The sequence below is a fragment of the Sporolactobacillus shoreae genome, assembly GCF_004684935.1.
GTDB classification, from domain to species: Bacteria; Bacillota; Bacilli; order Bacillales; family Sporolactobacillaceae; genus Sporolactobacillus; species Sporolactobacillus shoreae.
In genome coordinates this window covers 323,894-339,814 of record NZ_SRJD01000001.1, presented here as the reverse complement: position 1 = coordinate 339,814, position 15,921 = coordinate 323,894, and the positions used below count along the sequence as shown (strand labels likewise).

The 15,921-nt window shown below is 44.1% G+C and carries 15 protein-coding genes; 7 read left to right on the top strand and 8 right to left on the bottom strand.

Annotated elements, in window-relative coordinates; all coding sequences use genetic code 11:
- Nucleotides 1-146 precede the first annotated feature (146 nt).
- Both E4665_RS01620 and yneA read right to left on the bottom strand, forming a co-directional pair.
- Nucleotides 147-368 carry a YneF family protein gene (locus E4665_RS01620; protein ID WP_135347047.1) on the bottom strand — a complete coding sequence of 74 codons (222 nt, stop codon included), beginning with the start codon at nt 366-368 and terminating at the stop codon, nt 147-149.
- A 412-nt stretch (nt 369-780) separates the two neighbouring features.
- Complete coding sequence (yneA, locus tag E4665_RS01615) at nt 781-1,074, bottom strand: cell division suppressor protein YneA (RefSeq protein WP_135347046.1); 294 nt, start codon at nt 1,072-1,074, stop codon at nt 781-783.
- 170 nt (nt 1,075-1,244) lie between these two features.
- Here yneA and lexA point away from each other — a divergent pair, with 170 nt between their 5' ends.
- From lexA to E4665_RS01600, 3 genes are all read left to right on the top strand, one after another.
- The gene (gene lexA / locus E4665_RS01610; protein ID WP_135347045.1) at nt 1,245-1,856 is read left to right on the top strand and encodes a transcriptional repressor LexA; all 612 of its coding nucleotides are present in this window, start codon (nt 1,245-1,247) and stop codon (nt 1,854-1,856) included.
- A gap of 181 nt (nt 1,857-2,037) precedes the next feature.
- Nucleotides 2,038-2,391 carry a phasin family protein gene (locus tag E4665_RS01605; protein ID WP_135347044.1) on the top strand — a complete coding sequence of 118 codons (354 nt, stop codon included), beginning with the start codon at nt 2,038-2,040 and terminating at the stop codon, nt 2,389-2,391.
- A gap of 5 nt (nt 2,392-2,396) precedes the next feature.
- Complete coding sequence (locus E4665_RS01600) at nt 2,397-4,076, top strand: ABC1 kinase family protein (RefSeq protein WP_241654589.1); 1,680 nt, start codon at nt 2,397-2,399, stop codon at nt 4,074-4,076.
- Nucleotides 4,077-4,095: 19 nt separating this feature from the next.
- Here E4665_RS01600 and E4665_RS01595 read toward each other — a convergent pair whose 3' ends face one another.
- Both E4665_RS01595 and E4665_RS01590 read right to left on the bottom strand, forming a co-directional pair.
- Nucleotides 4,096-5,355, bottom strand: a complete 1,260-nt coding sequence (locus E4665_RS01595; protein WP_135347043.1) for an MFS transporter — start codon at nt 5,353-5,355, stop codon at nt 4,096-4,098.
- 127 nt (nt 5,356-5,482) lie between these two features.
- Nucleotides 5,483-6,073, bottom strand: coding sequence for a hypothetical protein (locus E4665_RS01590; protein WP_135347042.1), 591 nt, complete (start codon nt 6,071-6,073; stop codon nt 5,483-5,485).
- Between the two features lie 265 nt (nt 6,074-6,338).
- Between E4665_RS01590 and E4665_RS01585 the strand changes: the two genes are divergently transcribed.
- A complete protein-coding gene (locus tag E4665_RS01585) occupies nt 6,339-8,066 on the top strand; it encodes a pyruvate oxidase (protein WP_135347041.1) in 1,728 nt (575 codons plus the stop codon).
- A 307-nt stretch (nt 8,067-8,373) separates the two neighbouring features.
- Here the strand turns inward: E4665_RS01585 and gnd are convergent, their stop codons facing one another.
- A complete protein-coding gene (gene gnd / locus E4665_RS01580) occupies nt 8,374-9,273 on the bottom strand; it encodes a phosphogluconate dehydrogenase (NAD(+)-dependent, decarboxylating) (protein WP_135347040.1) in 900 nt (299 codons plus the stop codon).
- A gap of 198 nt (nt 9,274-9,471) precedes the next feature.
- On the opposite strand from gnd, the gene E4665_RS01575 reads away from it, so the two are divergent.
- The gene (locus E4665_RS01575; RefSeq protein ID WP_135347039.1) at nt 9,472-10,662 is read left to right on the top strand and encodes an MFS transporter; all 1,191 of its coding nucleotides are present in this window, start codon (nt 9,472-9,474) and stop codon (nt 10,660-10,662) included.
- A gap of 255 nt (nt 10,663-10,917) precedes the next feature.
- Here E4665_RS01575 and E4665_RS01570 read toward each other — a convergent pair whose 3' ends face one another.
- The 3 genes from E4665_RS01570 to E4665_RS01560 form a co-directional block, all read right to left on the bottom strand.
- A complete protein-coding gene (locus E4665_RS01570; RefSeq protein ID WP_135347038.1) occupies nt 10,918-12,819 on the bottom strand; it encodes a PTS fructose transporter subunit IIABC in 1,902 nt (633 codons plus the stop codon).
- A gap of 138 nt (nt 12,820-12,957) precedes the next feature.
- Nucleotides 12,958-13,743, bottom strand: coding sequence for a DeoR/GlpR family DNA-binding transcription regulator (locus tag E4665_RS01565; protein ID WP_135347037.1), 786 nt, complete (start codon nt 13,741-13,743; stop codon nt 12,958-12,960).
- 91 nt (nt 13,744-13,834) lie between these two features.
- The gene (locus E4665_RS01560) at nt 13,835-14,782 is read right to left on the bottom strand and encodes a putative RNA methyltransferase (RefSeq protein WP_338325991.1); all 948 of its coding nucleotides are present in this window, start codon (nt 14,780-14,782) and stop codon (nt 13,835-13,837) included.
- A gap of 162 nt (nt 14,783-14,944) precedes the next feature.
- On the opposite strand from E4665_RS01560, the gene E4665_RS01555 reads away from it, so the two are divergent.
- Complete coding sequence (locus E4665_RS01555) at nt 14,945-15,379, top strand: DUF4395 domain-containing protein (protein ID WP_135347035.1); 435 nt, start codon at nt 14,945-14,947, stop codon at nt 15,377-15,379.
- 149 nt (nt 15,380-15,528) lie between these two features.
- Nucleotides 15,529-15,876, top strand: a complete 348-nt coding sequence (locus tag E4665_RS01550; protein ID WP_135347034.1) for a hypothetical protein — start codon at nt 15,529-15,531, stop codon at nt 15,874-15,876.
- The last annotated feature ends 45 nt before the right edge of the window (nt 15,877-15,921 follow it).

Below are 15,921 nucleotides of genomic sequence, written 5' to 3'. Positions count from 1 at the left end.
ATCATGTTTCGCACTTGGTAAAACGCACTATTTCCAGTTCTGCTGACGAATTTTCAGCCGGTTCGCCCTCCCTCCAAAAAGTTATCAATATCCCTTGTAAACAACAAAGGCCCAGCCGGATTTCATTGCCCGGCCGGGCCAGTTGCTTATTGTTGGTTCGATTGATTATTGATGGCTTTCATCATCTGGTTCAGTTTCTTCTGAGATGGATGCTGACCCATTTGTGTCATCATCACGCGGAGCATCTGCTCATTGATTGGCGGATTCTTCTTGAGATAGTTCATCATATATCTACGGGCAATCAAAAAGCCGAGGATTAATCCCACAGCCAGACTGACAATGCCCACTAATATGTACAGCCACAGCATATGCCTGTTCCTCCTTGTGTCAAATTTCCATTTCTCAGTTTACACTATCGCATGAAATCAGGTCAACCTTACATAGAGAGGGAACATAAATATTATTTGTCGGAATGTCGAAAACAACAAAAAGCCACATAAAAAAGAACGCCTTATTTTGAGATTGCATAAAGCGTCCGTCTGAAGGAGGATGAAAAATAACCTGTCGGTGAAAGGCAAGGTCAAATCACCGAAAGGAATGAATCATATTTTAATCGGTATTTCAAAAATTGAAATACACGCGATTAAACAGTTGTCGTAAATTGTATCACTACAACAATCAATTTCTTTCCTTGTTGTATAACAGTATAACATAAAAAAACTGCCTTGCAAACAAAAAGGCAGCCTCCATTATTAATTAATTTGCGGTTTTGAAGTGATGTTATTGAGCGACGGGGATAATTAACTTCTGGTTCAGTTCGATGTGGTTGCGAACAAGTCCGTTTTTATTCTCGACCCATTCAATAAATGATTCATTTGAAAGCCCCGGAGTTTTCTGATGATATTCCTGGGCAATTGACCAGAGCGTGTCCCCTTTCTCAACTGTAATTGTTCTGTAACTACTGTCAGCGGTGACGTGGCTCGTCAGAGTCAGAAACAGAATAACAGTTGTAACCAAAAGCACTAAAATGTATGAAATACCCTTTATTTGATGGCGTTCAGCAAATACGTTCATTAATAGTCCCTCCGTTATTTATCAATATGGAATATATGTTCCTAGGAATGTTTGTTCGTTGTTTTTATTATAGTGCGAACATTAGTTTGCGTCAATAGTTCGAACGAATGTTTGCATGTAAAATAGTCAAATGGTATAATAAGCAAAAGAATACGAAAAGGAGCAGCGTAATGAGACTCTCTAATCGCCAACAATCCATACTGGATTTTATTAAACATGAAGTCGCGACCAAGGGATATCCTCCCTCGGTTCGTGAGATATGCAATGCCGTCGGCCTGGCGTCAAGTTCCACTGTTCATGGCCACCTCGAAAGGCTGGAGAAAAAAGGGCTGATCCGCCGAGATCCAACAAAGCCCCGCGCGATCGAAGTACTTGATCATGACAGCAATGTTTTCAGTGAAAAATCTGTTCCCATCCCGGTTATTGGAAAAGTAACCGCCGGAATGCCAATTAGCGCAGTTGAGAACATTGAGGAGTATTTTCCAGTTCCGCTTTCTATGGTTGAGGACGATGAAGCGTTTATTCTAAACGTTTCAGGAGAAAGCATGATCAACGCCGGAATACTTGACGGCGATAAAGTGATCGTCCGCCAGCAAAAAACGGCTGAGAATGGAGAAATTGTTGTCGCTATGACTGAAGATGATGAAGCGACAGTCAAACGCTTTTTCAAGGAAAAAGACCATGTCAGGCTTCAGCCGGAGAATCCTTCTATGGATCCGATTCTTCTTGACAACTGCACCATCCTTGGCAAAGTGGTCGGTGTATTCCGGTCCATTCATTAATCAAACATGTCTCTTAACATTACATATTTGTTATCCGGGAAGAAGCTTCTTAGTTTCTTCCCGAATTTTTGTCTACAACGAAAAAATCCTTTCAGCATTAATGCCCCCTCCTGCGCCCACGTTCATATACTTTAGTGGTAAAGTTGGTTAAAATATAAAAAAGACGACTGGGGTGAGTCAAATGAATGAACCTTTAAAAAATTTTTTTCTCATCGGTCTGGGTATAGCCGCAGCAGGCAAGGATAAAGCGGAGAAATACCTACGTGAGTTTTCTGCTGAGGGAAGCGCCGTGTCAGAGGAAACAAAGTCCTATTTGGAAAAATGGTCTGATAAGGGTAAAGCAAAGAAGAACGAATTGAAAAATGATTTCAGACAAGAAGCCAGAGAGGCCATCGAAGGTTTAGGATTTGTCACTAAAGAGGAATACAACGGACTGAGAGAACGACTGTGCGCGCTTGAAAAACTCAGTTCACTGGATCAAAATGTATGCCCTTCTGAAATTGACAAAGTGAAAAAAGAAAAAGCGGACAGGTGAGCTCAATGATTGGTAAGCATATCCGGCATCTTCAGCGGTACCGCGAAATTGTTACTGTGCTTGTCAAATATGGATTTGGATATATTGTCAAAGATGTGGGTCTGATCCATCTTCTTTCCCTCCCCAAGCAGATTGCTTCTGATTTTTCTGGCAGTAGCGGCGATGCAAAACCACTCGGCCGGAGAATCAGACTGGTTTTTGAAGAATTGGGGCCGACATTTATTAAGCTCGGACAGCTTCTTAGTTTGAGGACAGATCTGATCCCCGATCAGATTGCTTATGAGCTGAGGAAACTTCAAGACCATGTGACACCGGTTGATCCTCAAATTATTAAATCGTTGATCAAAGAAGAGCTCGGTGTTCCTGCCGAAGAACTTTTTTCCAGCTTTGAAGAAAACTGTATCGCTGCAGCATCAATCGCCCAGGTCCACCGAGCTGTATTAGTGACCGGTGAGCAAGTGGCTGTCAAGATCAGAAGACCTAATATCGAAACAGTTGTGGGCAACGATATTGAGATTCTTAGAGACCTGGCCGTATTAATTGAAAGGCACTATTCCTGGGCCAAAAATTTTCAAATTTGCGATTTGGTCGAAGAATTTTCTCAAGCCATCCAATTCGAGATGGATTATTTCAGAGAAGGCAGAAATACCGAGAAAATTTATCACTATTTTTCCGAAACAATCGATATTGTTATTCCAAAAGTCTATTGGGACTATTCAACCAGGCAAATACTAACTTTAGAATATATTCACGGCTTAAAATTCAGTGATCTGACCAATACCAGAACGAATGATTTTGACCATACTGTTATCGCAAAGCGTCTTGTCCGTTCCTTTCTGGATCAGGCATTAAACGCGGGTATCTTTCATGGTGACCCGCATCCTGGCAATCTTTTTTTCTTCCCCGAGAACAAAATTGCTTACATTGACTTTGGACAAGTCGGTATATTAAATGAAGAAATGAAACACAATTTTGCGAACCTAATCATTGGCCTTATGAAGGGAGACACCGAGCTTCTGTTCAGAACGATCTTTCTGATGTCTTCGATGCCTGACGGCATGGACGAACGATTGTTCAAGACTGATCTTGAGTTGTTGCGCGACAAGTACTATAACCTTCCCTTTAAAGAGATACATATTGGCCAGGTCATTCGCGACATTTTTGAGATAACGAAGAAGTACCGCATTTCCATCCCGAAAAATTACTCGCTTCTCGGAAAAGCCCTGATTACGCTTGAAGGGCTAATCACGCAGCTGGACAGTCAAATCAGCATTCTTGAAATCGCTGAGCCCTATGGAAGAAAAATTATGCTGAACCGTCTGAACCCCGACCAGCTTTCCAAGAGATTTTTCAATAGCTTACTCGACGCAGCGGAAAACAGCATTCAGATTCCGGGACTCTTAAAAAAAGCGCTTGTCCATCTCTATAAAGGAAAAACCCATGTCGAAATGGAGCTTCCGCAGCTTGAGATGCTGTTAATCAAGCTGGACCGCGCCGCCAACAGAATTTCGTTCAGTATTATTCTCCTCGCCTTCAGCATCGTTCTGGCCGGAATCATGCTTAGTGAAGCTTTTGGCAGCCATCCGGTTTTCAGCGGCATTCCGATTTTCGATATTGCCATCACCATCGTCCTGTTCATGTTTCTTATTGTTCTTTTCGCCATCTTCCGCTCAGGAAGATTATGAGAACTCCTCAGTTTGTCGCTTACTCTGCGGCCGGTGCGTCAATCATCTTCAAACTTTCCTGTACAAAGCACCCGTAGTAAATCGCAGAAAAAATGGTTAAGAGCCCGACAAAAAAGAAGATTGACTCAATGGATATCAAGGACGGAAAAGCAATCAGGATGAATCCAAGAGTCAGAGACTGTGAAAGCATCATGACGGGCGTACTCCAGCTTTCCACCCTTCCCATCATCTTCGGATCAACGACGCAAGGCATCCAACCGCCTATCGCCACATTCACCAACGGAACAAACAGCATAGAAAAAAAGATGAGTGCAAGGAAAAAAACGACATTTTGAGCATAACCGGCAGCGATAATGAATGCACCGCTAAAAGCAAGGCCAACGACAATCATTGTTTTATAGGGCCATTTCCCCGAAACGATCGAGGCAAGCAGACTCCCAACCAATATCCCGATGCCAGCAACGATACCACCCCATACTGAAAAAAATTGATAGGAATCGGGTACCAGTTTATATTTTAAAATAAAAATCAGCATCACACTGCAGCCTCCGTTAATAATACCAAAAACGACAAAGCTGGCAATCAATGAAACGAGCAGCCTGTTATGAATAATGTAATGAAATCCTTGTCCGAAGTCCGCTCCAATCGTCTTAAAATTAAAGGACTTCCAGCGATGGCGCCCGTTGGGCAAACAGACTGATTTTGGGAGATTCAGTGAACGGATCAATATTGCCGAGATAATAAAAGAAAGCGTATCAATAAAGATTGCTCCGGGTGCCCCAGCTGTCCAGTAAACAACTGCGCCCAGCCCGTTCCCAAAGATCATGAAAAGACTGCTGACCATCTGATTTAATCCTGCTGCAACCGGATAATCTTTTTTCGTCAGAACACCCTGAATAATAGCCTGCTCAGCCGGGGCAAAAAATTTAGATACAGCTGCTCTGATAAAAATCATAGCGAATATCAGCCAGAGAAGATTCGTCAGCAGAGAAAAGAGCAAGCCCAAAGATAATCCGGCACTGATCAGATCACAGTTGGCAGCGATCTTTTGTCGGTCCATCCGATCCGCGGCCACGCCAACCAGCCAGAATACAAGCAAAGAAGGAAGTGTGGACATCAGTTCGTTAAATGTCGCAAGATACGGCTGACTGCTGAATCGGTCCAGAAGATAAAACACGAGTGAAGTCATGCCGATCACGCTGCCGAGCTGCGAAGTAACCGATGCTGAAAATAAAAATGTGTAACGCCTGTCTTTAAAGATGGAAAATGTCTTGGCCATGATTCTTCCACATCCCAGTTTTTTGATTTTCTTCAACCTTACAGATCTATCTTAAATAGATTAGGAGGCTGAAAAAACAACCTTATGATTGGTTTAATCTCCGACCCGGGACTGATTTTTAAGTGGCTTATCTCTGAAGCAGAAACCTATAGATGCGCTGACTTACGGTGTGGTCAAATTCCCCGGCCAACCGATTGAGGTCCTTCTGCGCCTCAACGACTTGATTCGCCGTCTCTTTTCCATAAATTAGGATCAGGCGATTAAATTCATTCGATATCCTTTTAATTTTTTCTTCATTTATATTACGACCTGCCAAAAAGAGCGAAGCCAGCCTTTTATGATCAGGAGTCAGCGTCTGCCAACTGTCATTTGGACTATTTGAAAAAAGCCTGCAGTTTACCGGACCGGAAGCATCGACTAAAGCGACTAGGACATCCTGTGATTCAAATGGGACACTGCGAACAAGTTCCTCCATGATTCTGATCGAAGATTCATTTATAACGTAAGCCCCTTTTTGAAAAGGAAATTTCTCTCTGATTATTTTCAGAATTGAAGCGCTCCCCGTACAAACCAGTAATTGTTGTTCCGATATTCTGAGAACGCTAGGTTTCATCCCGGGCAAAACAGTCCGTTCACCATTTTTCGCTAAGTCTACAAGTTGGCCATCACTGACCACTGAAGCCCACTCCGGTGAAGCAATAATCGAAACAAAACTCATTACAACCACTCCTAACTCGGTAATTCCACCTTAATAAACATAATGGATATACCATTAATTCTGGCCGCGAATCGAACCGTTTAGTTAAACTATAGCTAATAGTTATATAACTTATAAAGTATAAGCATTTGCATTTTCATAAAAATGTCATAAAATAGACTCGTAAGGTTCACTATATTGTCAAATTTACAAAAGAGAAAAAGCTTGAAACATGACTTTATTTGTAATTCAAGCAAATCATTAAATCTGGAGGAGGACTTTCTCTATGGGAAAGATCAAGGCAAGTGAAGCAGTTATCAAATTGTTTGAGAACTGGGGCATTGATCATATTTATGGTATCCCCGGTGATTCCATCGATACAATGGTTGAAGCATTAAGAAAGAAAGAAAGTAATATTAAGTTCTATCAAGTCCGCCATGAAGAAGTGGCCTCGCTGGCTGCAGCAGCTTACTCAAAACTGACGGGCAAAATCGGTGTTTGTCTCGCGATCGGCGGCCCTGGTGCCATTCACTTGTTAAACGGTATGTATGACGCGAAAATGGATCATGTACCGATGCTTGTTCTCGTCGGTCATATCCCATCACGATTAACTGGAACTGACTATTTTCAGGAAGTCAACACTGTCGAGCTTTTCAAGGATGTCGCTGTTTATAACAAAGAAATTACCAGCGCCGAAAGCTTCCCTGCCGTTGTCAACCAAGCGATCCGTACCGCCTATCAGGAGCGCGGCGTAGCCGTTCTCTCGATTCCCGATGATATAGCGGAAGGTGAAATTTCAGACCATGCAGCTCAGCTGTCTACCATTTTTGAGAAAAAAATACCTGGCCTCGTTGAGAATGACCTCAGCGACGCGGTTGCGCTGATCAATGCAGCAAAGAATCCTGTTATTCTGGCTGGAGTCGGAGCAAAGCATGCGAAGAAAGAACTTAAAACTTTCGCAGAACGCATTTCTGCTCCAGTCGCTGTCACATTGCCTGGAAAAGGTGCACTGCCTGATGAACATCCGAACTTCCTGGGAAATATCGGGAAGATAGGTACAAAGCCAGCTTATGAAGCAATGAAAAGTTCGGATCTTTTGGTTATGGTTGGTACCGATTATCCGTACGCCGCTTATCTTCCGGAGGGGGCAAAGTGTGTTCAGATTGATATTGATCCCCTGAAGATTGGCAAAAGATACTCAGTATCCGTTGGTATTGTCGGCGACGCGTCTGAAGCGCTAGCCTATCTGAATGAACACACCACACCAGTTTCTGATCGGCCGTTCCTCAAAACCTGTCAGGAAAGAATGGCCAAATGGTGGGCATGGATGGATGAAGATAAAGACAATAAGAAAACGCCTATTGCCCCTCAGGCCGTTATGGCAGCGATACAGTCCATTGCAGAAGACAATGCGATCTTCTCTGCGGATGTCGGTACAGCGACTGTATGGTCAACTCGTTACCTTCACGTGACCAATCAGGATTTCATTATTTCTGCATGGCTCGGAACCATGGGCTGCGGTCTTCCAGGAGCAATGGCAGCGAAGCAGGCGTTTCCAGACCGTCAGGCAATCGCCATTTGCGGCGACGGTGCTTTCTCGATGGTTATGCAGGATTTCGTGACCGCTGTTAAATACAAATGGCCAATTATTGTTGTTGTACTGAATAACAAACAACTATCATTCATCAAGTATGAGCAGCAATCCGCCGGTCAGCTCAATTACGGGATTGACCTTGAGGACATCGACTATGCTAAGTTTGCAGAAGCTTGCGGCGGCAAGGGATACCGCGTTGAAAAATATGAAGATCTGCATGATGCTTTTGAAGCTGCAAAAGCATCAGATGTTCCGGTTATTCTCGATGTAGCTGTAGATCAGAATGCCGCTCCGCTTCCGGGAAAGATCGTAATGGATGAGGCCAAAGGATATGCCAAGTTCGCGTCAAAATCAGTTATTGAAAATCACAAATTTGAGAAAATGCCTCCAATGAAGGATGTTGTCCGCCGTTTTCTCTGATTAATATTCGAATCAGGCAGGGAGCTGGTTAAAAAGACCAGCTCCCTGTTTTATTATAAGGCATTGTTAAACTTGTCAGTTGTTTTTCGCTCCAATCAACGAAGGACAAAATCAACATTGAATTTAAAACATAGCCAACTATAAAAAAAAGGCCCCGACAGGCCAAAATAATGGAGTATGACGTGAGAAACAGGGAGATCTTACCTCGTTCTCATAGACATCATAGCAATTTATTGTTAATTTAACATAAATTTTATGATTAGATTTTGTAATAAACGAATTCTCTATACGATCTATCTCAAGAGAATTACTTTTTAACCACGGCGTGACCGCCGAATTCGTTACGCAGAGCTGCCACGATCTTTCCGGAAAACGTATCGCTCTCAAGCGAACGGTAGCGCATCAAAAGGGACAGCGCGATGACCGGCGTCGGTACCTGCATATCCAGTGCGGTCTCAAGTGTCCATTTTCCTTCTCCAGAGGAGGCCATGATGCCGCTCAGCTTCTCCAGATTTCCATCCTTTGAAAATGCATCCTGCAGCAATTCAATCAGCCAGCTACGAATCACTGAACCGTGGTTCCAGACTTTTGCGACTGCTTCATTGTCGTACTCAAAATCACTTTTCTGCAAAACTTCAAATCCTTCGGCGATGGACTGCATCATGCCATACTCGATACCATTGTGCACCATCTTCAGAAAGTGTCCGCTCCCCGCTTTTCCTGTATACAGATAACCGTCTTCTACCGCAATGGCGCAAAAGAGCGGTTCAAGGTAATCAAAAGTCTTTCTTTCACCGCCCACCATAACGCAAGCGCCACTTCTCGCACCGCTCATGCCACCGGAGGTACCTACATCCATAAAGGAAATGCCTTTCTCTTTACAAATCCGATAGCGTCGCAACGAATCTGTATATTTTGAGTTTCCACCGTCAAGAATTATGTCTCCCTGATCCAGAAGTTCAAGCAGGGAGGATAACGTCTCTTCTGTTGGCGCACCGGCAGGAACCATCATCCAGAAAGTTCGTGGCTTGTCCAAACTGCGTACCAGCTCCTTGATGGAAGAAAATCCTTTGATCCCCTTTACGCCATTGACTCTCCCAATAGCTTCTGCGGACAAATCAAAAGCATTAACTTGAAAACCGTGCTCTGCCATATTTTGAGCAAGGTTAAATCCCATTTTCCCCAATCCAACTAAACCAATTTGCATTCCATTCACCTGATTTCAATAATTATCCAATGAGGCTGTATCCAATATTAAGTTTACCTCATTTACCTTATACACGTCCAAGGCATTTTTTAACCGGCCTGATGCCACTATGACCCTACCTTACACAGAGGCAGATTATTTCACATATCAGATCTCATTTGCTAAAATTTTTTTGTTTATAAACTAAGGAGGATCATCATGAAAACTTATCCGTTGTCACTATGGACACTTGTCATCGGCGCTTTCGCGATCGGCATGACTGAATTTGTCATTATGGGTCTCCTGCCCAACGTCGCATCAGATCTGCATGTTTCAACGGCGGCCGCCGGACAGCTGATTACAGGCTATGCATTGAGTGTGGCTATCGGTGGTCCGCTGATTGTGATTGCTACTTATAAAATGGCCCGAAAAAGTGTATTAATGCTTCTTATGGGCATTTTCAGTGTCGGTAACCTGTTCGCCGCGTTATCCGTCAATTACGGACTACTCATGCTGAGCAGAGTGGTTACCGCTCTAGCGCATGGTTCTTTTTTCGGACTCGGAGCCATTATGGCCGCAAGCCTTGTACCGAAGAATAAACAAGCATCTGCAATGGCACTGATGTTTTCCGGTCTGACTGTAGCCAATATTGTTGGTGTTCCCTTTGGAACTCTGATCGGTCAACGCCTGGGCTGGCGTGCCAGCTTCCTGATCATTAGTATCATCGGACTTATCGCTGTTGCCGGACTTTTTTTGCTTGTTCCAAAACAGGGAAATAAGCAAAAAACATCCCTTTTTACCGAATTAGCCATTCTGAAAAGCGGTCGGTTATGGATTACCTTGCTGATTTCATTATTCAGTTTCGGAAGTGTCTTTGCCTTTTTCACCTACATAACACCGGTGCTTCGGGAAGTCACCCACTTTAGTGATCAGGCGGTAGACATAACCCTTGTTGTTTTTGGTATTGGAGTTACAGTCGGCAACTTAATTGGCGGCAAACTGGCAGACTGGAAAATGAATCAGTCATTAGTCGGGCTGCTCATTATTCTGTTGTTATTCTTCATCGTACTTTTCTTCGTTCAGCCTTTCGCGCTTCCAATGATATTGGCGGTATTTATATTCGGCGTCCTTGCCTTTTCACAAGGCCCGATCCTTCAGTATAGAAGTATGCTGCTTTCAAAAGATGCCCCGATGCTTTCCAGCACGTTGAATCAGTCTGCGATGAATGTCGGAAACGCGACCGGCGCATTTGTTGGTGGCATATCCGTAAACTTTCTGCCCATTAAATTTTTGTCACTGACCGCCCCCCTTCTCTCATTAATCGGATTAGTGCTATTATTCATTCAGCTGTATGGTATCAATAAAGTTAAAAAGTCTTCATCTCTTGCATCAGCATCGACAAAAGCTTAAATTCCAAAAAAATATCGTTTTTCGACAAAACCCGGATTCCGGGTTTTGTTTTATCTAATAGCATTTATCTATACCGAACCTCCAGCTAATATTTAAATACTATCCCCAAAGTTTAATTTTCTGAGGCTTCGATTTTTTTGAAATATCAATTTCACTGATTTTTTCAAGATCAAAAAAACGGGATCAAGTCCCTGAGGACCGATCCCGTCGTGCTCAAATACATAAGTGCTCATTAAGAAATTTAAAGTAAAATGCTTAACTCTTCTTCTGGACAATTGTCTTTTTCCATAGACCCAGTATAAGGCCGGAAATCACTGCTCCGATCAGTATAGACAAGATGAAAAGGAACGGATGACTACTTAACAGAACAACGAAAATGCCGCCGTGCGGTGCAGGGATATTAGCGCTCCACAACTGTGTCAGCCCGCCAGCAATCGCAGCTCCGACAACGCTTGAGCCGATCACTCGCAGTGGATCGGATGCTGCAAACGGAATCGCGCCTTCCGTTATGAAAGAAAGGCCGAGAACATAGTTTGTGATACCTGCTTTTCGTTCATCTTCCGTAAATTTATCCTTAAAGAATGTCGAAGCCAGGGCAATTGCAAGTGGGGGCACCATGCCACCAGCCATAACTGCAGCCATCATCAATCCGCCATTCGCAGCCCCGCTTGTGAAGACACCGATTGCAAATGTATATGCCGCTTTATTTACAGGGCCGCCCATATCGACAGCCATCATGCCTCCGAGAACGATGCCGAGTAATATAGCATTCCCCGTTCCAAGGTGGCCCAGACCGCCAACTAGGCCGCTGTTGATCCACTTGAAGATCGGATCAAAAATGTAATACATTAGCCCGCCTGTAAGAAGGAGGCCAAAAACCGGATAAAGAAGTATTGGCTTTAAACCGTCCAGCGTCTTTGGCAGACCTGAGAATACCTTCTTGAGCAGGACAACCAGCCAGCCTGCGAGAAAACCTGCCGCAAGGCCGCCAAGAAAGCCCGCGTTTGACGAATAGGCCATGAAACCACCGACAACACCGGGCATCAGAGCCGGCCGGTCGCCAATACTTACGGCGATATAGCCTGCCAGAATCGCGATTAGAAAGTGGAACGCGCCGGTGTCCCCACCCGCAACAGCACTGAGCATCTGATAAATTGTATTATCTTTGCCTAGTCTTTCAAATATAAATGAGATGGCAAGGAGAATACCACCACCCACAACGAATGGAAGCATGTGAGAAATACCGTTCATCAGATCTTTATAGATCTTGCTCCACACCGAGCCGCCTTCTCCTGGCGCTGAGGCTGCTTCCGCTCCACCTTCCGCGTGATAAACAGGAGCCTGTCCATTCAGAATCTTATTAATGAGTTCTTCAGGCTTGCGGATACCGTCACTGACCGGTGTCTGCAAAACTTTTTTGCCATCAAAACGCGCCATTTCAACCTTCTTGTCTGCCGCGACAATGACCCCCGCTGCACGCGCAATTTCATCTCTGGTCAAAACATGCTTTGCGCCTTCCGAACCATTTGTTTCGACACGGATCGGAACACCCAATTCTTCAGCCTTTTTCTTCAAAGCGTCTTCCGCCATATACGTATGAGCAATTCCTGTCGGGCACGCGGTAACCGCGACAACAAAACTTCCGTCATCTGAAGCTTTTTGTTCATGCTGACTCTCATCAGCTTTTTCTTTTGCTTCTTTCTCTGCCTGCTTTTCATCAAACAGTTTGGCTACTTCAGCAGGTGTATCAGCTTTCTTAACCTGAGCCACGAAGTCCTGGTCAATCAGAAGCCGTGAAAGTGCGGCGAGCGTCTGTAAATGTACATTAGCTGCCCCCTCAGGCGCCGCAATCATAAAGAAAAGATAGGAAGGTTGTCCGTCCAGAGCCTTATAATCCACACCATTTTTACTGCGCCCAAACACAACAGTTGCCTCATTGACCGCTTTTGTCTTCGCATGCGGCATGGCAATTCCATCGCCAATCCCTGTACTTGATTCCGCTTCCCTCTTCAGAATCATTTCTTTGAAGAGCTTCGGATCATTAATCCGCCCGTTCTTATCAAGGCTGGAAATGAGCTCGTCTATGGCTTCTTCTTTTGTTGTCGCCTGCATGTCTATCACCATGGCGCGTTCAATCATTAGATCCGTAATTTTCACTTTAAATTCACTCCCTGTTGTTTTAAAAGTAATACACAATACACTGTTTTCTGCAGATGCGGCAGTATTTATTTTCCCAATATCTCAGGAAAAAAGTTCCTGTACGGGTTCGAATTTATGAATCCATTCCACAAACCATTAATGCTTTACCGGTACAAATGCAGGATCCGAATCCTGATCAGCGCAATAGATTTTTGTCCTGCCCATTATTTCAGATTCTATGATATCAGGCATTTTATCAGTAATGATGGCTGCCTGACCAAGATCAAACATCTTGCAGAAAGACACTTCGGAAAATTTGCTGCTGTCAGCAACAACAAATGTTTGAGCTGAAAGCGACTGAGCACGCTTTTTCACGGCTGCCTCCTCAGGATCCGGTGTGGTAAAACCCATTTGCTTATCGATCCCGTTCGTCCCAATAAAAGCTTTATCGAAGCGAAATAAATTCAGATTCTGCAAAGCCATGCTCCCGATCACGGCCTTCGTCGTCCGTTTCATTATTCCCCCGATTAAGTAACAGACGACATTTTTCCTCGCCAGTTCTTCGCCATGGGCAGGGCCATTAGTGACAACGGTTACATTTGCAGCTTTAATATAAGGTATCATTTCTAGGGTCGTAGTTCCTGCGTCAAGATAGATACACTCATTATCCTTGATCTGATCCGCCGCCAACCGAGCGACCGCCTTTTTTTGCTGAACGTTTTTGGAGGTTTTCGTTTCCATATCCAGCTCCTCACTGCGTGGTTGCAGCAACGAGGCCCCGCCATGCACCCGACGCAGCAGATGACAGGCTTCGAGTTCCTGCAGATCGCGGCGAACTGTCGATTCCGAAGCTTTAAGATCCTGTACCAGATCCTGCAGTTTGACCACAGGTGATTCGGCAAGCTTCTGCAAAATAATCTGCTGTCGTTCTTCAGCTAACATATTCTTTTCCTCCACGACATTATTTTAACACGCTTTCATTCAAAATCAATCGTTTTGCATCAAAAACATTCAGCGCTTACAAAATTCGTTTTCAATGGATGATGTCTTTTTTTCTTCCTGCAATTAAATCGAGATCAATCGTAATCTCTGAGGATCCCCCGTCCATCCACTGCCGTCGCCTCTCCTCGCCCGCTTTCCATGTAAGCGGCGTCATCCGTATAAGGGATTGCATAGCGTCATGGCTTAATTTCTTCACATAGTGTATTTTGAATGATTGAAAAGCGCGAAAGTGAAGCCTGAAATTCTCAATAATATCCGAATTGGAATAGATCCTTTTTTCAGTGTCATTGAAGAAAAAGTCCCTCAATTCATGTAAATAACCGCTACGCGGCACAACCTTGATAGCCATTCCGTCCTCTTTAAGCAGACGGTCAAATACATTGTAATTTGAGGGGGAAAGGATATTCAGAATCACGCTGATCGTCCGATCATTGAGCGGAGGGTTCGCCAGATCCGCAACCGCCCACATCTCCTGTGAGTATTCTGAAGCCGCCTGATGTATTCCCGCCTTTGAAAGATCTATACCAATTCCCCTAATATCTGAACTCCCTCCCGTTCGCAGCTGGCCGCAGATAGTTGAAAGGTGTGATCCTTCCCCACAGCCCATATCCAGCAAATAAAAGGGATCTCTCCCATTGTTCTTTTGCAATCCGACTAATGAAACGATCTTCTCTATCAGCGGATCAAAGAAACCGCAATCCGCAATGATTTTTCTCCGGGCTTCAAACAAGTCACGGTCATAGTCGCTGCGCACGGAGTGGGGCACTAGATTGACATAACCCTGTTTGGCAAAATCAAACGTGTGATGGTTCGGGCAGATTATGCTTCTCGTTTCGACCACTCTGATTCGTTCTCCGCAAACCGGACACTTAAAAATGGTTTCGGCTCCCCTGAACAAGTTGGCACTAAAGCCCCGTTTACTGATTTGTGACAAAAAATCACCTGATCCGCAATAATTTAAGTCGAACTGACCTCTCATAAGGTCGCATCGTAAAATTCATATGACGGCCTTCAAACAGCCGATTCCTATTTATTCTATTCGTTATGCAAAAGTCTTACAAGAAGTTCAGTGCAAAAGGATTCACATGATGTATGGAAAAGTGTAATATTAATATATTCATATGGGAAAGGTGTGATTAAATTGTCTCAGCGTCCTTCATCCATCCCTCGTCCTCTTGTCCGTACCAATCAGTGGGTTATCGTCGCCAGTGTTGCTGCTACGTGGATCACAGGTTTTTACTGGGTTCTCCTGCTTCCCCTTCTGTCCGGATTGTCCGGCCTTTTGTTCCACTACAATCCAGTGATGCAGCTTGCGAAACATTTTTTAAGAAAACCAGCATCCTTTTATGTTCCAGAGGACCGTGATCAGCAAAAATTTAACCAGACAATTGCTGTGTCCTGTCTCATTGTCGGATTTTTTAGCTATCTCATCCATTGGACTGTTCTGGCAATTGTTTTCACGGCGATCGTAGGATTGGCAGCATTCATTGCTATTCTCGGCTTCTGCATCGGCTGCTTCATACATTTTCAATGGTCACAGTACAGGCAGCGCAGAAAGGCAAAAATAGAATCTTGAAAGAATTAAGTGGTCTGACAAATTTCAGAAAGAGCGGGATGAGAGTCCCGCTCTTTCTATGCCTTAAAAATATGGTCGGGACTTTCTGAACAGGGTCATGTCACATGTACTTTTTGGGTGAATATCCTGGTAAAAAAGGAGTGACGAACATGTCTGATAACTACGGCCAGTGGCCGATGAATCAGCCATTGTATACACCACATGAAATGACCATGAGGGACCCGGAGAACTCTGACAACAAGGCAGAAATCCAAAATATCGGTCGGAAGTACATGAATTATCACGTCATTGCGCAATTAAAAGACGGATCCAGACAGGAAGGCATTATTGATGGCATCAGGAATGATGGCATTGTGATACTTGTTCCCGAAGATATTGAGGAAGATCAGAGACAGTTTACCGGGCAACGGCCCAGATTCCGCCGTTTTCGCCGTTTCTTATTTCCATTCTCTCTTTTTGCTTTCCCGTTCCTCTTTCCATTTCCACACCACAGGTAGGATACAGTCAGCGCTTTCCCACCGGATGGGAGTTTTAGTTCAGTA